The sequence below is a fragment of the Pantoea sp. X-Soil-ISGK-285 genome (assembly GCF_059730815.1).
Genome location: NZ_AP035938.1, coordinates 2,380,072 through 2,400,440 on the forward strand (window position 1 = coordinate 2,380,072; position 20,369 = coordinate 2,400,440).

General features: G+C 55.6%; 20 protein-coding genes. 10 read left to right on the forward strand and 10 right to left on the reverse strand.

Annotated features, from left to right (window positions below):
- The first annotated feature begins 2 nt into the window (after nt 1-2).
- From AC6I8B_RS11405 to AC6I8B_RS11420, 4 genes are all read left to right on the forward strand, one after another.
- Entirely contained in the window at nt 3-530 is a 528-nt protein-coding gene (locus tag AC6I8B_RS11405) for a phage tail protein (RefSeq protein WP_497816316.1), read from the forward strand.
- On the forward strand, nt 527-1,702 hold the full coding sequence (locus AC6I8B_RS11410) for a phage late control D family protein (protein ID WP_497816317.1): 1,176 nt from the start codon (nt 527-529) through the stop codon (nt 1,700-1,702). Before AC6I8B_RS11405 ends, AC6I8B_RS11410 begins: the two co-directional genes overlap by 4 nt.
- A 78-nt stretch (nt 1,703-1,780) precedes the next feature.
- Nucleotides 1,781-1,996, forward strand: coding sequence for an ogr/Delta-like zinc finger family protein (locus tag AC6I8B_RS11415; RefSeq protein WP_187510714.1), 216 nt, complete (start codon nt 1,781-1,783; stop codon nt 1,994-1,996).
- Nucleotides 1,997-2,100: 104 nt separating this feature from the next.
- Nucleotides 2,101-3,165: a phage integrase gene (locus AC6I8B_RS11420; RefSeq protein WP_497816318.1), complete on the forward strand. Its 1,065-nt coding sequence runs from the start codon at nt 2,101-2,103 to the stop codon at nt 3,163-3,165.
- 299 nt (nt 3,166-3,464) lie between these two features.
- Here the strand turns inward: AC6I8B_RS11420 and AC6I8B_RS11425 are convergent, their stop codons facing one another.
- From AC6I8B_RS11425 to copC, 3 genes are read right to left on the reverse strand one after another with little or no spacing between them, the layout of a single operon-like run.
- Complete coding sequence (locus tag AC6I8B_RS11425; RefSeq protein WP_010258700.1) at nt 3,465-3,812, reverse strand: YebY family protein; 348 nt, start codon at nt 3,810-3,812, stop codon at nt 3,465-3,467.
- A gap of 28 nt (nt 3,813-3,840) precedes the next feature.
- A complete protein-coding gene (copD, locus tag AC6I8B_RS11430) occupies nt 3,841-4,716 on the reverse strand; it encodes a copper homeostasis membrane protein CopD (protein WP_332837843.1) in 876 nt (291 codons plus the stop codon).
- Nucleotides 4,717-4,721: 5 nt separating this feature from the next.
- Nucleotides 4,722-5,099: a copper homeostasis periplasmic binding protein CopC gene (copC, locus tag AC6I8B_RS11435; RefSeq protein ID WP_022625524.1), complete on the reverse strand. Its 378-nt coding sequence runs from the start codon at nt 5,097-5,099 to the stop codon at nt 4,722-4,724.
- A gap of 151 nt (nt 5,100-5,250) precedes the next feature.
- On the opposite strand from copC, the gene AC6I8B_RS11440 reads away from it, so the two are divergent.
- Entirely contained in the window at nt 5,251-5,484 is a 234-nt protein-coding gene (locus AC6I8B_RS11440; protein ID WP_010258692.1) for a DNA polymerase III subunit theta, read from the forward strand.
- Nucleotides 5,481-6,152 carry an exodeoxyribonuclease X gene (exoX, locus tag AC6I8B_RS11445; protein ID WP_022625523.1) on the forward strand — a complete coding sequence of 224 codons (672 nt, stop codon included), beginning with the start codon at nt 5,481-5,483 and terminating at the stop codon, nt 6,150-6,152. Before AC6I8B_RS11440 ends, exoX begins: the two co-directional genes overlap by 4 nt.
- On the opposite strand, the gene AC6I8B_RS11450 is transcribed toward exoX, so the two are convergent.
- Together AC6I8B_RS11450 and AC6I8B_RS11455 are read right to left on the reverse strand one after the other, a co-directional pair.
- A complete protein-coding gene (locus AC6I8B_RS11450; protein WP_157352381.1) occupies nt 6,146-8,209 on the reverse strand; it encodes a prolyl oligopeptidase family serine peptidase in 2,064 nt (687 codons plus the stop codon). The two genes, exoX and AC6I8B_RS11450, sit on opposite strands and share 7 nt — an antisense overlap.
- Before the next feature lie 126 nt (nt 8,210-8,335).
- Nucleotides 8,336-8,992: a tellurite resistance TerB family protein gene (locus tag AC6I8B_RS11455; RefSeq protein WP_157352905.1), complete on the reverse strand. Its 657-nt coding sequence runs from the start codon at nt 8,990-8,992 to the stop codon at nt 8,336-8,338.
- 166 nt (nt 8,993-9,158) lie between these two features.
- Between AC6I8B_RS11455 and purT the strand changes: the two genes are divergently transcribed.
- Nucleotides 9,159-10,337, forward strand: coding sequence for a formate-dependent phosphoribosylglycinamide formyltransferase (gene purT / locus AC6I8B_RS11460; RefSeq protein ID WP_157352383.1), 1,179 nt, complete (start codon nt 9,159-9,161; stop codon nt 10,335-10,337).
- 33 nt (nt 10,338-10,370) lie between these two features.
- Here the strand turns inward: purT and AC6I8B_RS11465 are convergent, their stop codons facing one another.
- Nucleotides 10,371-11,009: a bifunctional 4-hydroxy-2-oxoglutarate aldolase/2-dehydro-3-deoxy-phosphogluconate aldolase gene (locus AC6I8B_RS11465; RefSeq protein WP_157352385.1), complete on the reverse strand. Its 639-nt coding sequence runs from the start codon at nt 11,007-11,009 to the stop codon at nt 10,371-10,373.
- Nucleotides 11,010-11,223: 214 nt separating this feature from the next.
- Entirely contained in the window at nt 11,224-12,699 is a 1,476-nt protein-coding gene (gene zwf / locus AC6I8B_RS11470; RefSeq protein WP_010258671.1) for a glucose-6-phosphate dehydrogenase, read from the reverse strand.
- Nucleotides 12,700-13,063: 364 nt separating this feature from the next.
- On the opposite strand from zwf, the gene AC6I8B_RS11475 reads away from it, so the two are divergent.
- From AC6I8B_RS11475 to AC6I8B_RS11485, 3 genes are all read left to right on the forward strand, one after another.
- Nucleotides 13,064-13,942, forward strand: coding sequence for a MurR/RpiR family transcriptional regulator (locus AC6I8B_RS11475; RefSeq protein WP_198346847.1), 879 nt, complete (start codon nt 13,064-13,066; stop codon nt 13,940-13,942).
- A 107-nt stretch (nt 13,943-14,049) separates the two neighbouring features.
- Nucleotides 14,050-15,492 carry a pyruvate kinase gene (gene pyk / locus AC6I8B_RS11480; RefSeq protein WP_033757915.1) on the forward strand — a complete coding sequence of 481 codons (1,443 nt, stop codon included), beginning with the start codon at nt 14,050-14,052 and terminating at the stop codon, nt 15,490-15,492.
- A gap of 84 nt (nt 15,493-15,576) precedes the next feature.
- On the forward strand, nt 15,577-16,809 hold the full coding sequence (locus tag AC6I8B_RS11485; RefSeq protein WP_022625519.1) for an MFS transporter: 1,233 nt from the start codon (nt 15,577-15,579) through the stop codon (nt 16,807-16,809).
- 120 nt (nt 16,810-16,929) lie between these two features.
- Here the strand turns inward: AC6I8B_RS11485 and lpxM are convergent, their stop codons facing one another.
- The 3 genes from lpxM to znuA form a co-directional block, all read right to left on the reverse strand.
- Nucleotides 16,930-17,904, reverse strand: a complete 975-nt coding sequence (gene lpxM, locus AC6I8B_RS11490) for a lauroyl-Kdo(2)-lipid IV(A) myristoyltransferase (protein ID WP_022625518.1) — start codon at nt 17,902-17,904, stop codon at nt 16,930-16,932.
- A gap of 125 nt (nt 17,905-18,029) precedes the next feature.
- Nucleotides 18,030-19,361: a murein DD-endopeptidase MepM gene (gene mepM, locus AC6I8B_RS11495; RefSeq protein WP_010258653.1), complete on the reverse strand. Its 1,332-nt coding sequence runs from the start codon at nt 19,359-19,361 to the stop codon at nt 18,030-18,032.
- 13 nt (nt 19,362-19,374) lie between these two features.
- On the reverse strand, nt 19,375-20,322 hold the full coding sequence (gene znuA / locus AC6I8B_RS11500; RefSeq protein ID WP_033757918.1) for a zinc ABC transporter substrate-binding protein ZnuA: 948 nt from the start codon (nt 20,320-20,322) through the stop codon (nt 19,375-19,377).
- Between the last annotated feature and the right edge of the window lie 47 nt (nt 20,323-20,369).

A 20,369-nucleotide genomic window follows, 5' to 3' on the forward strand; every position in this document is an offset into this window, starting at 1 on the left:
CGATGATGATGATTTACGGCATGATGCCGTTTATGCGGCAGACCCTGCCTTACGGGGATATGCAGCAGAATATCGATTACCGCTGGCCCACTAACAGCCGGTTCGGGCAGCGTCCGTCGGCGCAGTTTATCGGTCCGGGCGATGAAAAAATTACGCTTTCCGGTGAGCTGCGCCCGGAAATCACAGGCGGCTCGGTGTCGCTGATGACCGTCCGCCTGATGGCCGACGAGGGGATGGCATGGCCGCTGATTGGCGGCAGTGGCATGATTTACGGCATGTACGTGATCGAGAGTATTTCTAACACCTTCAGCGAGTTCTACCCCAACGGAACGGCCAGCAAAATCATGTTTACCCTGAGCCTTAAGCGCGTGGATGAGTCGCTTACCTCTATGTTTGGCGATCTGAAGAAACAGGCTGACGGGCTTATCAGCGGCTCAAGCAATCTGCCAGGGCAGCTCACGTCAGCAATTGACGGCGTGAAGTCGGCGGCAGGTAGCCTGATTTCAACTGCAGGGGAGCTGCTCGGATGATCGGGATAAGCAGCCTGCCGGTGCAGGCCGGGGCGCAGCTGACGCCGGATTTCATGCTCAAGGTTAACTCCAAAGACGTCACAACCAATATCCGGGATCGCCTTATCTCGATGACGCTGACCGATAATCGCGGCTTTGAGGCTGACCAGCTGGATATTGAGCTGGACGACGCCGACGGGCAGCTGGCTATGCCGGTGCGCGGCGCAGTGATAACGCTGTTTCTCGGCTGGAAAGGCCAGACGCTTTTCGGTAAAGGTAATTTCACCGTTGATGAGGTTGAGCACCACGGCGCGCCGGACATCATGACCATTCGCGCCCGCAGTGCTGATTTCCGTGGCTCACTCAATTCCCGCCGGGAGGTGTCCTATCACGACACAACCCTGGGGGAAGTCGTGACGCAGATTGCCGGACGCAATAACTTAAAGCCCATGCTAGCCGATGGATTCGCCGGAATTGCCGTGGCTCACATCGACCAGACGCAGGAGACTGACGCCAAATTTCTGACGCGGCTCGCCACGCTGTACGGCGCGGTTGCTGCAGTGAAGGCCGGGCGGCTTCTGTTTATAAAGCCCGGTAATGGAGTCACCGCCAGCGGCAAGCCAATTCCGCAGATGACGATCACGCGGCAGGATGGCGACCGGCACAGCTTCAGCATTGCCGACCGTGGCGCATACACCGGCGTCTCGGCGAGCTGGCTGCATACCAAAGACCCTAAGCCTAAGAAAGTTAAGGTAAAGCGCAAGCCGAAAGAAAAGCACCTGCGCGCGCTGGAGCACCCGGAGGCTAAAAAGAAAAAGGCGGCTACGGTTAAAACGCCGGAGGCCAGAGAGGGTGATTATCTGGCAGGCACGGAAGACAACATATTCACGCTGACGACCGTGTATGCATCGAAAGCGGCAGCGATGCGGGCGGCTAAAGCGAAATGGGATAAGCTGCAGCGCGGCGTCGCTGAGTTCTCGCTCACGCTCGCAATGGGCCGCGCCGACCTGTACCCGGAAACACCGGTCAGGGTGAGCGGCTTTAAATCGGTGATCGATGCACAGCCGTGGATTATCAGTAAGGTGACGCATAGTCTGAGCGGCAGCGGATACACAACCACGCTTGAGTTTGAAGTGCTGCTTTCAGATATTGAATATCAGTCAGAAACAGAGGGTGAAACGGAAACAGCTTAATTCGGGTGTAATTTGCAAATTGTAATTTGCATATTCAAACTAAGTGGCTCTCCCCTGCCCTTTTTGAGGATATTAATCATGATGCACTGCCCTTTATGCCAGACAGCAGCCCACGCAAAAAGCAGCCGCTATGTTTCAAAAGAAACAAAAGAACGTTATCACCAGTGCCAGAATATTAATTGCAGCTGCACATTCAAAACGCACGAGACCGTGACTGGAATGATTGTCTCGCCTGGGCAAATCAATAAGGTGCCACTCTACACCAACCAACAGCAACCTTCCCTTCTGCATTAATTTAGCCCGCTAAGCGGGCTTTTTCATGTTTGAAAATCCATAATCAAACATTGAATACTGTTTTTATATACAGTAATTTAATCCCCTTTTATCAAGGGGGCTGCATGGCAATAAGGAAATTAAATACAGGTAAGTGGCTCTGCGAGTGCTATCTCAATGGAAGGGATGGTAAACGAGTGAGAAGACAGTTCAGGACCCGTGCCGAAGCCATTGCCTTTGAGCAATACACTCAGGACGAAATGAAGGCTAAACCCTGGCTGGCTGAGAAAGAGGATAACCGCAAGCTTAGCGAGCTTATCGAGCTATGGTACAAACTGCACGGTTGCTCGCTAAGTGACAGAAAAGGCCGACTCGGCAAACTCAATATTATTTGCAATGGCATGGGAAACCCCGTTGCTGCCTCTATCACTTCAAAGGATTGGGCACATTATCGGGAGCGGCGTTTACAAGGCCTCATACAAAACGGATACAAAACCAGTGATAAATCTTTAAAGGTCTCACCGGGTACCATTAACTGTGAACATGCATTCCTTCGCGCTCTTTTCAATGAGCTGGAACGGCTTGGCGAAATCAGCTACCCCAACCCACTTAAAAATATACGCGAGTTTGATCAGCCAGAGAAAGAAATGGCATGGTTGACTGAAGCCCAGATACAAAAGCTGTTTGCTGCCTGCAAAGTTCACGATAACCCTGATCTGACGCTGATTATTAAAATATGCCTTTCAACCGGATGCCGTTGGAGTGAAGCCGCGAATCTTAAAGCCTCACAATTGTCTCCAAACAAAATCACCTTCATCAATACTAAAGGCAAAAAGAACCGCTCGGTACCCATAGACAACGCCCTGTATAACGAATTAAAAGACAAAGAGGGCCGTTTTTTTGCAGAGTGCTATCGCCAGTTTTATCGGGTCATTCGCCTGGCCGGTATTGAATTACCCGAAGGCCAGATGAGCCATGTACTACGCCATAGCTTTGCCAGTCACTTTATGATGGCCGGTGGAAATATCATTGTGCTGCAGCGTATTCTCGGGCATTCCGATATCAGGGTGACGATGCGTTATGCGCACTTCGCGCCTGACCACCTTGAGGATGCAATTCACTGCAATCCGCTGGCGTTGATGGCGAAGAAAAATGGCGACAAAGTGGCGGCACAGAGTCCAGCAGAGTAGAACAGAAGGCAACAGGGTGGCATTTAACTCTTTGATTTTAATCTAAGATGTTGTTTTTAAATGCCAACCAAAAAAAGACCGAATACGATTCCTATATTCGGTCCAGGGAAATGGCTCTCAAGGAGCCGTGCGCTAAAAGTTGGCATTTATGAAGGCGATGTCGCCTTGCCATTTAACATTAGAACAGCACGGTGGAATTGCCAGCAAACGGGAGGCGCAGGACCATAAACCGGATCAGTTTGTGATCGCAACGGCAAAAAAGAGGGGTTGGGCGCAGCGCGGTGCTGCACCCGACAGGTTTATTTACCGCACAGCGCCTGGGTGCGCTCAACAATCGGCTGCAGACTCATCATCTGGCCCGGATGCGCTTTATCTTCAACCTGAATCACGCTGATCGGCTGCGCTTTCACCTGTTTGTTTTTGAACAGTGTGTCGGCGATATCGTTCAGGGGGTATGTCATCAGCGTGCTCGGGTTGATGGCAAACATCGCACCATCTTTCTCACAGGTCAGCATCACCTCTTCACGGTTAAACGGCCACTTCTCTTTACCGATCTCAAAGCGGCTGACGGTAATGATTTGTGCCGCCAGCGCCTGGCCGCATACGGATAACAACAGGATTGCGGGGATCACTTTCTTCAGCAACATAACTACCCTTTTCTCTCTTAAACCACATTCAGGCTGGCGACAGCGTGGCAAATACGCTGACCAGCCCAACCACTCCACACGCCAGCAGCAGTTCAAGCTGCGTCATGCGAATAAATTTTTGCTGCGTCCCGCTGCCAACCAGGCGGAATCGCGGCACCAGCCAGTATCGGTTAATCAGCGCCACCAGCACCATCAGGGCAACCAGCAGCACTTTAAACAGCAACAATACAATGTAGCGTGAATCGTGCCACGTCAGCGGCCAGCCCGCGATCATCACGCTGTTTATCAGGCCGCTCAGCAGCGTTAACGCCACCGCCAGATGACCATAGCGCGAAAAGCGCATCATGGTGCGGATAGCGTCGGTGCGGCGATCGATCTGGCGCGCCTCCCGCATCAACAGCAACAGAGGCACTAATCCGCCCGTCCAGAACGCCGCGGCAATCAGATGCAGTGCATGATTGAGCTGCTGAAACAATCCCGGCCAGCCATCGCGCATCGCGGCATGACCAATCAGAGCCATGCAGGCCAGTTGCAGCACGCCCGCCAGCAGTAACACCTGCTGACGCAGCCGCCCGGTCAGTAGCAACCCGGCAACGGCCAGCAGGCTAAACAGGATTTCCCACAGCCACACGCCACCGAAGTGCGTGCCAATCACCGCCAGCCAGATATCGACATCGGCCAGATTGGCGCTGTCGCCGCTCATCAACACATTCTGGCAGGCCAGCATCGCCAGCGCACTCAGCAGCGCCAGCCAGGCGCTCCCTTTCACCAGCGGGTTTAATCGTCGCGCCAGCAGGGGTCGATAGCGTCCGGGTGCCAGCAGCGCACTGTAACAGGCGCTGCCGGTCAGCAGCATCACGGCGGCAAAATGCAGCGCGCGCAACAGGATCCAGAGGGTGGTCACCGGAGTTACTTCACGCTAAAGCGATAGCTTCCTGCGGTTTTATGTCCATCCACCGACAGCACATGCCAGTTAACCTGATAGCTGCCCGCTTGCAGCGGCTGAGACAGGCCCACAATCAGCCGGTTTTTCTGGCCAGATTCAACGCGGGCTTTAGCGGTGGCGACGGGCTTCTGTGCACTATCCAGCAGCGTGACGCCGCTGAATGCCGCTTCAATATCTTCACTGAAGTTCAGCGTCAGCGCATCGGTGGATGTCATTACCTGCGCTTTGGCCGCCGGGATAGAAGACTGGAGATGCGCATGCGCCGCTGCCAGCGAACTGAATGTCATCAGTCCGGCTGCCGCCAGCGCAATAACCATGCGGGAAATCAGTTTTTTATGCATAAGATCATCCTTTTAACCGCCGCCAGGGCGATAAACGTGGCAAAAGGATACGCTGCTGTATTTGCACTGTCGAGGCCAGCGATGCGATCCTTTATCCTTGATTCAGACCGCCGAAAACATTACTTTTGCCCGCTATCGTCAGGAGAATATTATGAGCCATAACCTTGCCCTGCTGTCCCAGGAAGAGAAAGACAAAATTAATGTCGATTTGGCGGCAGCGGGTGTGGCGTTTAAAGAGCGCTATAACATGCCGATCGTCGCCGAAATGGTGGCGCAGGAGCAGCCCGAAGCGCTGCGTGACTGGTTTCGTCAGCGTCTGATGCACTACCGCCAGGCGTCGCTCAGCCTGTCGCGCCTTCCTTATGAACCGAAGATGAAGCAATGATATTTCGCGTTATTGATACCGAAACCTGCGGTCTGCAGGGTGGCGTGGTCGAAGTGGCGTCCGTGGATGTGGTCAACGGCCAGATTGTGAATCCGATGAGCGATCTCACCCTGCCCGACCGCCCTATCAGCCGTCAGGCGATGGCCGTGCATCGCATCACCGAAGCGATGGTCGCCGGTAAGCCGACCATTGAAGAGGCGATCCCACGCTATCACGGCAGTGCTTTTTACGTGGCGCATAACGCCAGTTTTGATCGCCGGATGCTGCCGGAAATGTACGGAGAGTGGATCTGCACCATGCAGCTGGCGCGTCAGCTCTGGCCGGGCATTAAATATGGCAATCAGGCACTGCGTCATTCGCTGAAGCTGGATGTCACGCCGCCCGCCGACCTGCATGCCCACCGCGCGCTCTATGATTGCTATGTTACGGCGGCGCTGCTGATTCGTATTATGGAGACCTCCGGCTGGAGTGCCTCCGAGATGATTGTGCGGTCACAACCGGCAGCCCAGCGCGACGACGTTCTGCCCTTTGGCAAATACCGCGGCCAGGCGATCGCGGTCGTTGCGCGCAAGGATCCGGGCTATCTGAAGTGGATGCTGGATAACGTCAGCGATCTGCGCCCGCCATTGCGGCAGGCGCTGCGTAAGTACCTGACCGAATCTCAGTAATCCTGGGCTGGCGGTAAGGTGCCCTGCGCCAGTCCCAGCAGGAAGGTGTATTCCATCGCGATCCCTTCATAGGCTTTGTAGCGCCCCGACTTGCCGCCGTGACCCGCATCCATGTCGGTGCAGAGCAGCAGCAGGTTATTGTCGGTTTTCATCGATCTCAGCTTCGCCACCCACTTGGCTGGTTCCCAGTACTGCACCTGCGAATCATGCAGGCCGGTGGTGACCAGCAGGTGGGGATAGGCTTTCGCCTCGATGTTGTCATAAGGGCTGTACTGGCGGATATAGCGATAGTACTCCGGATCGTTGGGGTTGCCCCACTCGTCATACTCGCCGGTGGTCAGCGGAATCGACTCATCCAGCATCGTGGTGACCACATCCACAAACGGCACCTGGGCAACCACGCCGTGGAACCGCTGCGGTGCCAGGTTAATTACTCCGCCCATGAGCAAGCCACCCGCGCTGCCGCCCATGGCATAGAGTCGTTCCGGGTGTCCGATGCCACGCGCCACCAGCGCGTTAGTGACATCGATAAAATCGGTGAAGCTGTTCATTTTGTTCAGCAGGCGACCGCCGTCATACCATTGCTGCCCCAGCTCACCGCCGCCGCGCACCTGTATCAGCGCATAGACAAAGCCGCGATCCAGCAGGCTCAGGCGGCTGACGCTGAAATCGGCATCCATACTGCTGCCGTAGGCACCGTAGCCATACACCAGCATCGGATTCTGACCGGGCTGATAGTGTTTGCGCTGATAGACCAGCGATACCGGCACTTCGGTGCCATCGCTGACTTTGATCCAGTGGTGCTCGCTTTTGTAATCTTCCGCGTTAAAGCCTTTCACCGCGCTCTGCTTGAGGATGCGGCGTTCGCCGGTATCCATATCCAGTTCAAACAGCGTGGTCGGCGTGGTCATCGATGAATAGCCGTAGCGCAGTTTGCTGGTGCGCGGCGTCGGATTGTAGGCCAGCCAGGTCACATAGGTCGGGTCGTCGAAGGCGATGCCGCTGGTTTCACCGCTGGCCCAGTTGATCTGCCGCAGGCTGGTTAAGCCGCGCTGGCGCTCCTCGACCACCAGCCAGTCCTGAAACAGCTGAAAATCTTCCATCACCACCTGTTCCCGTGCCGGGATCAGGGTTTCCCAGCGTGACTCGTCCAGATAGCGGCTGCGGTACAGCCCGAAGTTCTCGCCTTCCCGGTTGGATCGAATGAAGAACTGATGATCGTAGTGGTCGATGCTGTACTCATGATCGCGGCGGCGCGGCAGAAACACATGCGGCTGCGCATCGGGGAAGTTCGCATCAATCAGCTGAATTTCGCTGGTGTTGGTGCTGTAGAGCGCAATCATGATGAACTGCTTGGAGGTGGTCTTATGTACGCTGAGATGATATGTGTCATCCTGCTCTTCATAGACCAGCTGATCGTCGAACTGCGGCGTACCCAGTTCGTGTCGCCACACCTGATAAGAAAGCAGCGTCTGCGGGTGTTTTCGCACATAGTAGAGGGTGCGCGAATCATTACCCCACGCGAAGCTGGAAGAGGCGTTGCTCAGCACTTCAGGGTACCAGCTGCCACTCTTCAGGTTACGGAAGCGGATGCCATATTGCCGGCGAGACAGGAAATCTTCAGCCAGCGCCATGACCCGGTTATCCGGACTGATATGCAGCGCGCCCATGGTATAGAAATCACTGTGCGAGGCGCGCTGGTTGGCATCCAGCAGCAGGCTCCACTCGCCAGACTCATCGCTCGCGGCGGGCTGGCGGTAATAGGCCGGGTATTCGTTACCGCTCTGATAACGGCTCTGATAACGGTAGCCATTTTTCACATAGGGCACTGAGTGATCTTCAGGCGGCAGCCGATCGATAATCTCTTTTAATACCCGGTCCTGCAGTGGCTGCTGTGACGACATGATTTTTTTGCCGTAGTTGTTTTCGGCACGCAGGTAATCAAGGACCTCGCTGTTTTCGCGCTTGTCGTCGCGCAGCCAGTAGTAGTCGTCAACGCGCGTCTCGCCGTGCAGCGTCATCTCATGGGGTATTTTTTTTGCGATGGGTGCTTTCATCCATCCGTCTCCGTGAACGTAATGATCTGTAAGCGTAACACTTCAGCAGCGGGAAGCCAGGTATAGGTTGAGAAGCAGCCGCTGGCGGATCACATCCTGTGACCCACCAGCGGAATATCAGAGGGATTAACTGGCGGGTAAACGGGCTTTCTCAGCCTCAAGATCCTGCTGGATACCGTCGCGAACATCCTGGGGGATTTTCAGCGCGTCGCCCAGCGCGGAGAGATAACTGCGCTCCATGAAGTGATCAACGTCGATGGCGGCACAGCTCAGGAAGTAGAGCTCCAGCGCCTCCTCCTCGTTTTTCACATCGGCGGCCAGCCACTGCGGATCCAGCGGGCGGTTCATCGCTTTCTGGATCAGCTGTTCAGCTTCCTGACCGTAGCCAGACTGATGAATATTCTGCTCAATCGCTGCCCGTTCCTGATCGTCAATGTGCCCGTCGCTTTTGGCGGCAAACACCAGCGCCGTCACCAGACGTTCGGCCCGCAGGTTAACCGGCGTTTGCGCCACGCCAAAGTCAGGTTCATTCTGGTGTGCTTCGCTGACCCGCTGCTTGTATTTGTTCCATAGCACCGCGCCCGCAGCCGCACCACCGCCGATAATCAGCGCCTTGCCGCCATATTTAGTCAGCAGTTTGCGCGACGATTTATTGGCAATCAGCATACCGGCCAGGCCGCCCAGCGCACCCGGCGCCAGCATGTCGCTTAAGCCGCCGCCCGATTTGCCCTCACCGCCCTTCTTCGTCAGTACCGACTGAATTTGTTGCAACCAGTTATTCATCATCCACTCCTTTTAAGATGTCAGTCCGCTATCCTGACGAAAAGGATGTCAGGAAACGTCAGAGCGGGAAAAGTAAGGCAAAAGGTCGTGCCAGATGGACGAAAGATGAGAACGCAAACGTTTTCGTTTATACTTGCGCGCGAATTTTGACTGCTTAGGTGAAGAAATGACGACTCTCGGAACAGCGCTGCGTCCGGCAGCAACGCGTGTGATGCTATTGGGTTCAGGTGAACTGGGTAAAGAGGTGGCGCTGGAGTGTCAGCGTCTGGGTGTGGAAGTGATCGCGGTTGATCGTTACGCCGATGCCCCGGCGATGCACGTCGCCCATCGCAGCCATGTGATTAACATGCTGGATGGCGCGGCGCTGGCAGCGCTAATCGCTGAAGAGAAGCCTGATTTTGTCGTACCGGAAATCGAAGCCATCGCCACGGAGACCCTGGTTGAGCTGGAGCAGCAAGGCCAGCGCGTGGTGCCGACTGCCCGTGCCGCGCGGCTGACCATGAACCGCGAAGGCATTCGTCGACTGGCGGCTGAAGAGCTCTCTCTGCCGACCTCCCGCTATCGCTTTGCCGACAGCAAGGCGCGCTTTGATGAAGCGGCTACCGAAATCGGCTTTCCCTGCATTGTGAAGCCGGTAATGAGTTCATCCGGCAAAGGTCAGAGCTTTATCCGCGACGCCAGCCAGCTCGATAACGCCTGGGACTATGCGCAACAGGGTGGCCGCGCGGGTGCCGGACGCGTCATCGTCGAAGGCGTTGTCGACTTCGATTTCGAGATCACCCTGCTCACCATCAGCGCAGTCGATGGCATTCATTTCTGTGCGCCGATTGGTCACCGTCAGGAGGATGGCGATTATCGTGAATCCTGGCAGCCGCAGCAGATGAGTGATGTGGCGCTGCAGCGGGCGCAGGAGGTTGCCGCGCAGGTGGTTAAGGCGCTGGGAGGCTATGGTTTGTTTGGCGTTGAGCTGTTTGTCTGCGGTGATGAGGTGATATTCAGCGAAGTTTCGCCGCGTCCACACGACACCGGCATGGTGACGCTGATCTCGCAGGATCTGTCAGAGTTTGCGCTGCACGTGCGGGCGTTTCTCGGTCTGCCGATTGGCGCGATTCGCCAGTATGGTCCGTCAGCGTCCGCCGTTATTCTGCCGCAACTGACCAGCCAGAATGTGCAGTTTGTGAATGTCGAAGAGGCGCTGGGTGCCGGTCTGCAACTGCGTCTGTTCGGCAAGCCGGAAATCAGCGGTCAGCGTCGTCTGGGCGTGGCACTGGCAAGCGGTGACAGCACCGATCAGGCGATTGCGCGTGCCGTTGCCAGCGCAGCAGCGGTCACGGTTCAGGGGTAAAGGTGTGCGGTGAGCAGACGCTCACCGCATAACTTACTTTGCGCCTTCAACAGCTTCGCGTGCCAGGCGGGTGATGCGATCCCATTCGCCTGCTTCCAGTGCGTCGTTGGGCACCAGCCACGAACCGCCGATGCACAGCACGCTTTTCAGCGCCAGATAGTCACGGTAGTTCGCCGGAGAGATGCCGCCGGTCGGGCAGAATCGCACCTGCGGGAAGGGTCCGCCAATCGCCTGCAGCGCTTTAACGCCGCCGTTTGCTTCTGCCGGGAAAAACTTGAACTCGCGCAGACCGTAGTCCATACCGGTCATTAACTCAGAAACGGTGCTGATGCCGGGAATCAATGGCACCGGCCCTTCAACGGCCGCTTTCAGCAGCGACTCGGTGACGCCAGGGCTGATCACAAACTGCGCACCTGCATCGGTCACTTCCTGTAACTGCTGCGGATTAATCACCGTTCCCGCACCGACGATCGCATCCGGCACTTCTTTAATCATCGCACGTAAGGCATCCATCGCCACTGGCGTGCGCAGCGTCACTTCCAGCACTCTGACACCGCCTGCCACCAGCGCTTTTGCCATCGGCACGGCGTGTTCCAGTTTGTTCACAACGATGACCGGCACCACAGGTCCGGTGGTCAGAATCTGTTCTGCACTCGTTTTCCAGTTTTTCATCAGTTCCCCTTGCTTGATAACACCGGGATTGCGACCCGGTCATGGAGCATCGGCTCCTGCCCTGTAAATTGCGTCACTACCATACATGATCAACTTCCTGAGCGTCTATCATCCTGCGACCATTTTGAAACGGCAGTTCAATTTTATTCGTGTCGGTTGGCCCGGTTTAAGGGCGAAAAAAAAGCCCGCGTTGCGGGCTTCATCATCACTTCCGTTATTCGAACTCGTTCCACGAACGGCCATCGCGGGTAATCATCGCCACTGAGGCCACCGGGCCCCAGGTGCCCGCCTGATACGGCTTGGAAGAGTCACCATCCGCAGCCCAGGCGTCGATAATGGAATCGACATAGGTCCATGCGGCTTCCACTTCATCGCGGCGCACAAACAGCGCCTGGATACCACGCATGCTCTCCAGCAGCAGACGCTCGTAAGCATCGGCAAGGTGCGACTGGTTAAAGGTCTCGGAGTAGCTCAGATCCAGCTTGGTGGTCTGCAGTTTGTGCTTGTGATCAAGGCCTGGCACTTTGTTCAGGATCTCGATATCAACCCCTTCGTCCGGCTGCAGACGAATCGTCAGCTTGTTCTGCGGCAGCTCTGAGTAGGAGTCTTTAAACAGGTTCATTTCCGGGTTTTTGAAGTAGACCACGACTTCTGAACACTTGGTCGGCAAACGCTTACCGGTGCGCAGGTAGAACGGCACGCCCGCCCAGCGCCAGTTGTCGATATCGACACGTATTGCCACGAAGGTCTCTGTGGCGCTCGACTTATTGGCACCCTCTTCTTCCAGGTAGCCCGGCACTTTTTTGCCCTGCACAAAGCCAGCGGTGTACTGGCCGCGAACGGTTTTCTCACGCACGTTGGTCTGATCGATGCGGCGCAGCGAGCGCAGCACTTTAACTTTTTCGTCACGGATGCTGTCGGCGCTGAGATCGGACGGCGGCGACATGGCGATCATGGTCAGAATCTGCAGCAGGTGGTTCTGGATCATGTCGCGCATCTGGCCCGCTTTATCGAAGTAACCCCAGCGGCCTTCGATACCCACTTCTTCGGCCACGGTAATCTGGACGTGGTCGATGGTGCGGTTATCCCAGTTATTCACGAAGATAGAGTTAGCAAAGCGCAGCGCCAGCAGGTTAAGCACGGTCTCTTTGCCGAGATAGTGGTCAATACGGAACACCTGGCTCTCATCAAAGTACTCACCAACGCTGTCGTTGATCTCCTGCGAGGTTTCCAGTGAGGTGCCCAGCGGCTTCTCCATCACTACGCGCGCCGGTTTAGCATTCAGCTTCGCGGTGCCCAGACCCTGGCAGATGGCGCCAAAGGTGCTGGGTGGCATGGCGAAGTAGTTGATGGTGGTGCGATTTTTCTGGTCCAGCATCTTGCCCAGTTTCGGGAAGTGCGTGGTGTCGTTGACATCGAGGTTGCAGAAGTCGAGACGATTGCTGAGTTTGTCCCACAGCGCTTCGTCAATCTTCTCCTTCATGAAGGTTTCCAGCGCTTCACGTACCACTTTGGTGTATTCCGCTTTATCCCACTCGGCACGGCCGACACCAATAATGCGGGTTTCCTCGTGGATCTGCCCCGCTTTCTCTAACTGGTACAGTGAAGGCAACAGTTTACGGCGTGCAAGATCGCCTTTGGCACCGAAAATCACCAGATCGCATGCCTGGGCTGTTTGTGTTACCGCCATTTTCCTCTCCTCGTTGCAGGATAGTCCGGTGGTGATGCATCCTCTGCCACCGGGTCCAGGTTATTATTTTCTTTGAGCACAATGTACTTTTTTCCCCGCGCCAGGTAAACCGACTCGCCGGGTCAACCGCATTAACTCTGTACCGGATGTGCTAAGCGCGTGTGATGACACGTGCGGATTGCCGGTTTTTTCTGTGTCTGTTGGTGTCAGGAAAATCAGGCACCGGTCAAAGTATCCCAAAAAAAAGGGCAATCGACTTGTCCGCCGTTGCGCCTGGCAGGTGCTGACACGATATAGTCTCTGTTAATCGACTCTGACGACAGGGATAATTGAAATTGGTAAAAGTGATTATGGTCATCGGCTTATGAATATGCTGGAAAAAATTGACGCGCAGTTCGCCGCGCTCAGCAATGCGGAACAGAAAGTCGCCCGGCAAATTCTGGCTGCGCCGCAGGCGGCGATGCACTCCAGCATTGCGACCCTGGCGCGCGAAGCGTGCGTCAGCGAACCCACGGTGAATCGCTTCTGTCATCGACTGGGCGCACGCGGCTTTCCCGACTTTAAGCTGCAACTGGCGCAGAGCCTGGTGAAAAGCAGCAACTGGGTCAGCCGGGGCGTGGAGGACGATGACAGTGTGGAGAACTACAGCCACAAAATCTTTGACTCGGCGCTGGCAGGGCTGCAGCGGGTGCGGGATCAACTGGATAGCGCCCAACTGCAGCAGGCCGTCACCCTGCTTACTCAGGCTGACAAACTTGCCTTTTTCGGGCTGGGGGCTTCCGCTGTGGTGGCGCATGACGCCTTTACCAAATTTCTGCGCTTTAATCTGCCGGTCATCTGGTCAGACGATATTGTGATCCAGCGCATGAGTTGCATAAATAGTCGAGCCGGTGACGTTTTTGTTCTCATTTCGCATACTGGACGCACAAAAAATATGGTAGAACTGGCTCGCCTGGCCCGTGTAAACGGTTCCACCGTTATAGCCATCACCTCTGCCGATTCTCCCCTTGCCCATGAAGCAGCGATAGCTTTAGTGCTTGATGTACCGGAAGATACGGATATCTATTTGCCGATGGTATCGCGCCTGGCGCAGTTGACCGTGATCGATGTGTTGGCGACCGGTTTCACCCTGGAACGGGGTGCGCCCTTCCGGGAAAACCTGAAACGCGTGAAAGAGGCGTTGAAAGCGTCGCGTTACGAAAAGCACTCCATTCGGGAAAAGGATGATCAGCAAAAAAATTAACATCACATTTACAATGTGAGTCGTATCACAACCCGTCGATCATATAGAATAGATAACCATGCTGTGTCCACAGACCAGGGCACGCTTAAATGTTTACGGAGTCCTCGATGTCAAGACGTCTCAGAAGAACCAAAATCGTTACAACCCTCGGCCCGGCCACCGATCGTGATAATAATTTAGAAAAAATCATCGCTGCCGGCGCGAACGTTGTACGACTCAACTTCTCTCACGGCACGCCAGAAGATCACCAGATCCGCGCCGATAAAGTGCGTGAGATTGCCGCAAAACTGGGTCGCCACGTGGCCATCCTCGGTGACCTCCAGGGTCCAAAAATTCGTGTTTCAACCTTCAAAGAAGGCAAAGTTTTCCTGAATATCGGCGACCGTTTCCTGCTGGATGCCAATCTCGGTAAAGGCGAAGGCGATAAAGAGCGCGTCGGTATCGACTACAAAGGCCTGCCTGCAGATGTGGTGCCGGGCGATATCCTGCTGCTGGATGATGGCCGCGTGCAGCTGAAAGTGCTGGAAGTTCAGGACATGAAAGTGTTTACCGAAGTCACCGTGGGTGGCCCGCTGTCGAACAACAAAGGCATCAACAAACTGGGCGGCGGACTCTCAGCTGAAGCGCTGACCGAAAAAGATAAAGCGGATATCATCACTGCCGCCAAAATCCGCGTCGACTATCTGGCCGTCTCTTTCCCACGCTGTGGTGAAGATATGAATCTGGCACGGCGTCTGGCGCGCGAAGCAGGTTGTGACGCCAAACTGGTCGCAAAAGTGGAACGTGCTGAAGCGGTCGCCAGCCAGGAAGCGATGGATGACATCATTCTGGCCTCTGATGTGGTGATGGTGGCGCGTGGCGATCTGGGCGTTGAGATTGGCGATCCGGAACTGGTCGGCATTCAGAAAGCATTGATTCGTCGTGCCCGCCAGCTTAACCGCACCATCATTACCGCGACCCAGATGATGGAGTCGATGATCACTAACCCGATGCCGACCCGCGCAGAAGTGATGGACGTGGCGAACGCAGTACTGGATGGCACCGATGCCGTGATGCTCTCTGCGGAAACCGCAGCGGGTCAGTATCCGGCTGAAACTGTCTCCGCGATGGCGAAGGTCTGCCTGGGCGCGGAGAAGATCCCGAGCGTCAACGTCTCCAAGCATCGTCTGGACGTGCAGTTCGACAATGTCGAAGAAGCGATTGCTATGTCATCCATGTACGCCGCGAACCACCTGCAGGGCGTCACCGCGATCATCACCATGACCGAGTCGGGCCGTACCCCGCTGATGACCTCACGTATCACCTCAGGCCTGCCGATTTTTGCCATGTCACGCCATGAACGCACACTGAATCTCACCGCGCTCTATCGCGGCGTAACGCCGGTGTTCTTCGACAGCAATAACGACGGTGTGGCTGCCGCACACGATGCGGTTAACCTGCTGCGCGACAAAGGCTTCCTGGTCTCTGGCGATCTGGTCATTGTGACGCAGGGCGATGTGATGGGCGCCACCGGCACCACCAATACCACACGTGTGCTGCGCGTGGATTAATTGAGCCCGGGTTTACATTGTCGGTGTAGAATAAACGACGCGACTGCCTGGCAGTCGCGTTTTCTTTTCTGACAAGGAGGCCAGATGGCCCGTTTCCACCCCATCAGCCAGCTTACCGGCCGAATTTTACTCTTTCCTCTGGCGTTAGTGCTGTTCGAGTTTGCCACCTATATTGCTCATGACATGATCCAGCCTGGCATGCTGATCGTCACCAGCGAATTTTCCGTCGGCCCTGAATGGGTCTCCACCTCCCTGACCGCTTACCTGATTGGCGGCGTGGTGCTGCAATGGCTGCTGGGTCCTCTCTCTGATAAGTTTGGCCGGCGACCGGTGATGCTCTTCGGCATCCTGTTTTTTGCCGTCGCCTGCATGCTGATGCACTGGGTCAGCTCGATTGAGGAATTTGTCAGCCTGCGCTTTATTCAGGGCATCAGCCTCTGCTTTATCGGCGCGGTCGGCTATGCCGCAATTCAGGAAGCCTTCGATGAGGCGCTGGCGGTGCGCATGATGGCGCTGATGGCCAACGTGGCGCTGCTGGCTCCGCTGGCGGGTCCGCTTGCTGGTGCAGCCTGGCTCACCATTGGCAGCTGGCGCAGCATGTTCTGGCTGTTTGCCGCCTGCAGCCTGGTCGCCTTTGTGGTGCTGTGGCGTGTGATGCCCGAAACCGCAGGTGACCGCAGTCATTCCATCGCCCTGCCCAATCTTGCACGCAACTATGGCCGGCTGATGAAAGACCGGCTGGTGATGTTTGGTTCCTTCGCTATCGGGCTGGTGTTTATCCCGATCCTCACCTGGGTTGCTCTTTCGCCGGTGATCCTGATGCACGACGAAGGTCTGTCACGCATGCAGTACGCCCTGTTGCAGCTGCCGGTATTTCTGGCGATGATCGCCGGTAACCTGACGCTGAGTAAGCTGGCGGGACGCGTGCCGATTGAGCAGCCGGTGAAGTTCGCCGCCTGGCCGATTCTGATTGGTCTGAGCCTGGCGCTGGTGGCGAGCCTGATGAACAGCCACGGTTATCTGCTGATAACCGCTGGCCTGAGTCTCTACGCCTTTGGTGCTGGCATGGTCAATGCCGGACTGTATCGCCTGACGCTCTACGCCAGCAACGAAGGCAAAGGCAGCGTGGCAGCGATGCTGGGAATGATCAGTATTATGACGCTGGCGGTGGGAATTGAGCTGGCGAAAAGTGGCTACTTCAGCGGCGGCACGCTGTGGTTCTGCCTGGTCAACTTTATCAGCGGCGTGCTCTGGTTTGGCCTGGTGATCCTGTTTATGCGCGAGCGCAAACGTCGCAGCAGGCTGGAAGCGTTATAAACAGGCAGCCCAGCCACAGGTTTGCCCTGAGCAGGCCGCTCAGAAGCTCAAAGCGACGGTAGCATAAGCCTGTAGCCAATGATTAAGAGATAAGAAAAGGCCGCTTTCGCGGCCTTTTTGCTATTTGCGCGGATAGAGATCTTTGCGCGAATAGGGCTCGATGTCACCCTCTTTACGGGTCTTCAGCAGCTTGAGGATCCAGGTGTACTGCTCGGGATGCGGGCGGACAAACACTTCCACTTCTGCATTCATCTGGCGAGCCAGCTGGTGATCGTCGGCTTCCAGCAGATCGTCCATCGGCGGACGCACATAAATCTCAAGCTTATGCGTTTTGCTGTTATAAACCGGGAACAGCGGCACCACACGCGCGCGGCAGACTTTCATCAGTCGCCCTACCGCAGGCAGCGTCGCTTTATAAGTAGCAAAGAAATCGACGAACTCACTCTGCTCCGGGCCATGATCCTGATCGGGCAGGTAGTAGCCCCAGTAGCCCTGGCGGATTGAACTGATAAAGGGTTTGATTCCGTCGTTGCGCGCATGCAGCCGTCCGCCATAACCGCGGCGTGCGGTGTTCCACGCATAGTCCATCAGCGGATCGCTCTGGTTATGGAACATCGCCGCCATCTTTTGACCTTCTGACGCCAGCAGCATGGCGGGGATATCCACCGCCCAGCCGTGCGGCACCAGGAAAATCACATTCTGCTGCTCCGCTTTCATCTGGTCGATAATTTCACGACCATGCCACTCTACACGTTCACGGATACGTGCCGGATCGCGCAGCACCAGCTCGGTCATCATTGCCATCGCCTGCGGTGCCGTCGCAAACATCTCATCGACCAGCGTCGCACGCTGCGCCTCGCTGAGTTCCGGCAGACAGTAATAGAGGTTAATCAGCGCACGGCGCCGTGCACCCTTTGCCAGCTTACCGGCGAATTTGCCTAACCGACCCAGCAGAGGATCGCGCACTTTCGGCGGTAGCATCGCCATCGCGGCCAGACCACCAATCGCCAGCCAGCTGCCCCAGTATTTAGGTTTGAGAAAAGAACGTTCAAAAACGGGAATAAATTCAGTGTTATTTTTTTTACGGGTTTCCATGCACTCGCCTCAAGCAATGACCGGCTAATGATAGTGACGACCTGAAAATTTGCAATCATCCTGCGCCATATAGCAAAAAACCGACGGGAAACCCGTCGGTTTTTGCGCGATATGACGAAATTCGCTTACTTCAGACCCAGCTGAGGCAACCAGGATTTAACCTGTGCCATGTAATCGCTGCGATCTTTACCGGTCAGGCCTTCCATGCGCGGCAGTTTCGCCGTTAATGGGTTGACCGCCTGATTATTGATCCAGATTTCAAAATGCAGATGCGGCCCGGTAGATCGTCCGGTGTTGCCTGACAGTCCAATACGGTCGCCACGCTTCACTTTCTGACCTGGCTTCACCAGCACTTTCTTCATGTGCATATAGCGCGTCATATACTGACGGCCATGACGAATCGCGACATAGTTACCCGCGGCACCGCCGTTCTTCGCCACCACTATTTCACCATCACCCACTGCCAGCACCGGCGTACCGATCGGCAGCGCAAAGTCGACGCCTTTATGAGGCGCTATGCGGCCGGTAACCGGGTTGAGACGACGCGGATTAAAGTTAGAGGAGACACGATACTGCTTAACCGTCGGGAAGCGCATAAAGCCGCGCGCCAGACCGGAGCCGCTGCGATCGTAGAACTTGCCATCTTCGGCGCGGAAAGCGTAATAGTCTTTACCCCCGCTGCGCAGGCGCACACCCAGCAACTGGCTTTGCGCACTCTTGCCATCCAGCATTTCGCGTGACATCAGTACGCTGAACTGGTCACCCGCACGCAGCTTACGGAAGTCCATCTGCCACTGCAGCGCTTTGATCACGGCGCTGGCTTCGGCACTGCTCAGTCCGGCACGCTGGGCGCTGGCGGCAAAACTGCCGCGTACTTCGCCCTGCATCACGCTGTTGCGCCATTCGCCCTTCTGCATCTCCGCATCCATCTTAAAGCCACCTTTAGGGGTGCGCTCATAGGTGCGGGTTTCACGGCGGGAAATTTCCCAGCTCAGGGTTTTCAGGCCGCCATCATCATCCAGCGTCCAGCTCAGCTGCTGACCAACCTGCAGATTACGCAGATCGCGGTCGCTCATCACCAGCGCATTAATGTCACTGATGTCGATGCCATACTGATTCAGGGCACTGCTCAGAGTATCGCCGGATGAAACGGTGTAGTCGTGAACACCGGCCGTTTCGGGCACGTCGGTGTCCACATCGTCCGCAGGCAATTCTTCTTCCGGTTCCGGTGTGCTCTGATCGATAGGCTCACTGGCTTCCGGCAACAGCGTGCGGAACGTGTTCTTATCCAGTTCAATGTTTTTGACGATGGGCGTCACATCATCCGAAGGATGATAAACGTAAGGCCGCCAGACAGCGACGGCCAGAGTGACTACAGTTAAAGAACCCAGCATTACGCGGTGGGGGCGCGGCAAATTATTAAATGCGAGGGCGACAGAGCGGGCTATCTGCTGCACTTTTACCTATTCCTCATGCTCCATTCAGGCAGCTTTCATACTGGCTCGACAGTTGTGAGAGGAATTTCACATAGCTGTCTTTGGCTAAGCTGATGTCTGTTCCCAGAGGATCGAGCGTGCCTTTACGCACCTGCGTTCCGCGGGCGACAGCATCGATGACTGCTGGCCTGAATTGTGGCTCAGCAAAGACGCAGACCGCCTTTTGCTCAACCAACTGTGTTCGTATCTGATGTAAACGCTGAGCGCCCGGTTGAATTTCAGGATTGACGGTAAAGTGCCCGGTGGGCGAGAGACCGTATTGTTTTTCAAAGTACGTGTAAGCGTCGTGAAAAACGAAATATCCTTTATTTCTGACCGGAGCGAGTTGTGCGCTAACGCGTTTGTCCGTGTCCGCCAAAGCTACCTCAAACTGCTGGAGGTTGGCGTCAAGTTTGGCTTTATCTTGCGGCATAAGTTCCAATAATTTTCCATGGATTGCAACCGCGGTCTTGCGCGCAATCTCTGGCGACAACCACAGGTGCATATTAAACTCGCCGTGATGATGGTGATGGGCATCGGCCTCCTGTTCTTCGGATTTTTCCGCTGTGTGTTCATCTTCATCTTCACCACCGCTAATCAATAACGGTTTTACCCCGTCGATGTTCACCATCGCGAGGTTTTTTTGGGCCGGAAGTTCAGCCGCAGACTTCGCCATAAAGGCTTCCATTTCAGGCCCGACCCATACAACTAAGTCCGCGTTTTTTAAGCGTTTTGCATCTGAGGGCCGCAGGGAATAATCGTGTTCAGAGGCACCGTCCGGTAGCAGAACATCAACCGGTGTGACACCATCGGCAATGGCCGCAGCGATAAACCCTACCGGTTTGAGTGAAGCCACGACATTCGCCTGAGCTGGAAGGGTTAACGAAGCTGTAACGGAGAAAGCAGTTAAGGCGAAAATTGCGCCCTTTTTATTATGTAACATATTGCGTCATTCCATCGTGACCATGAGGTGGAATGTGATATTATAAC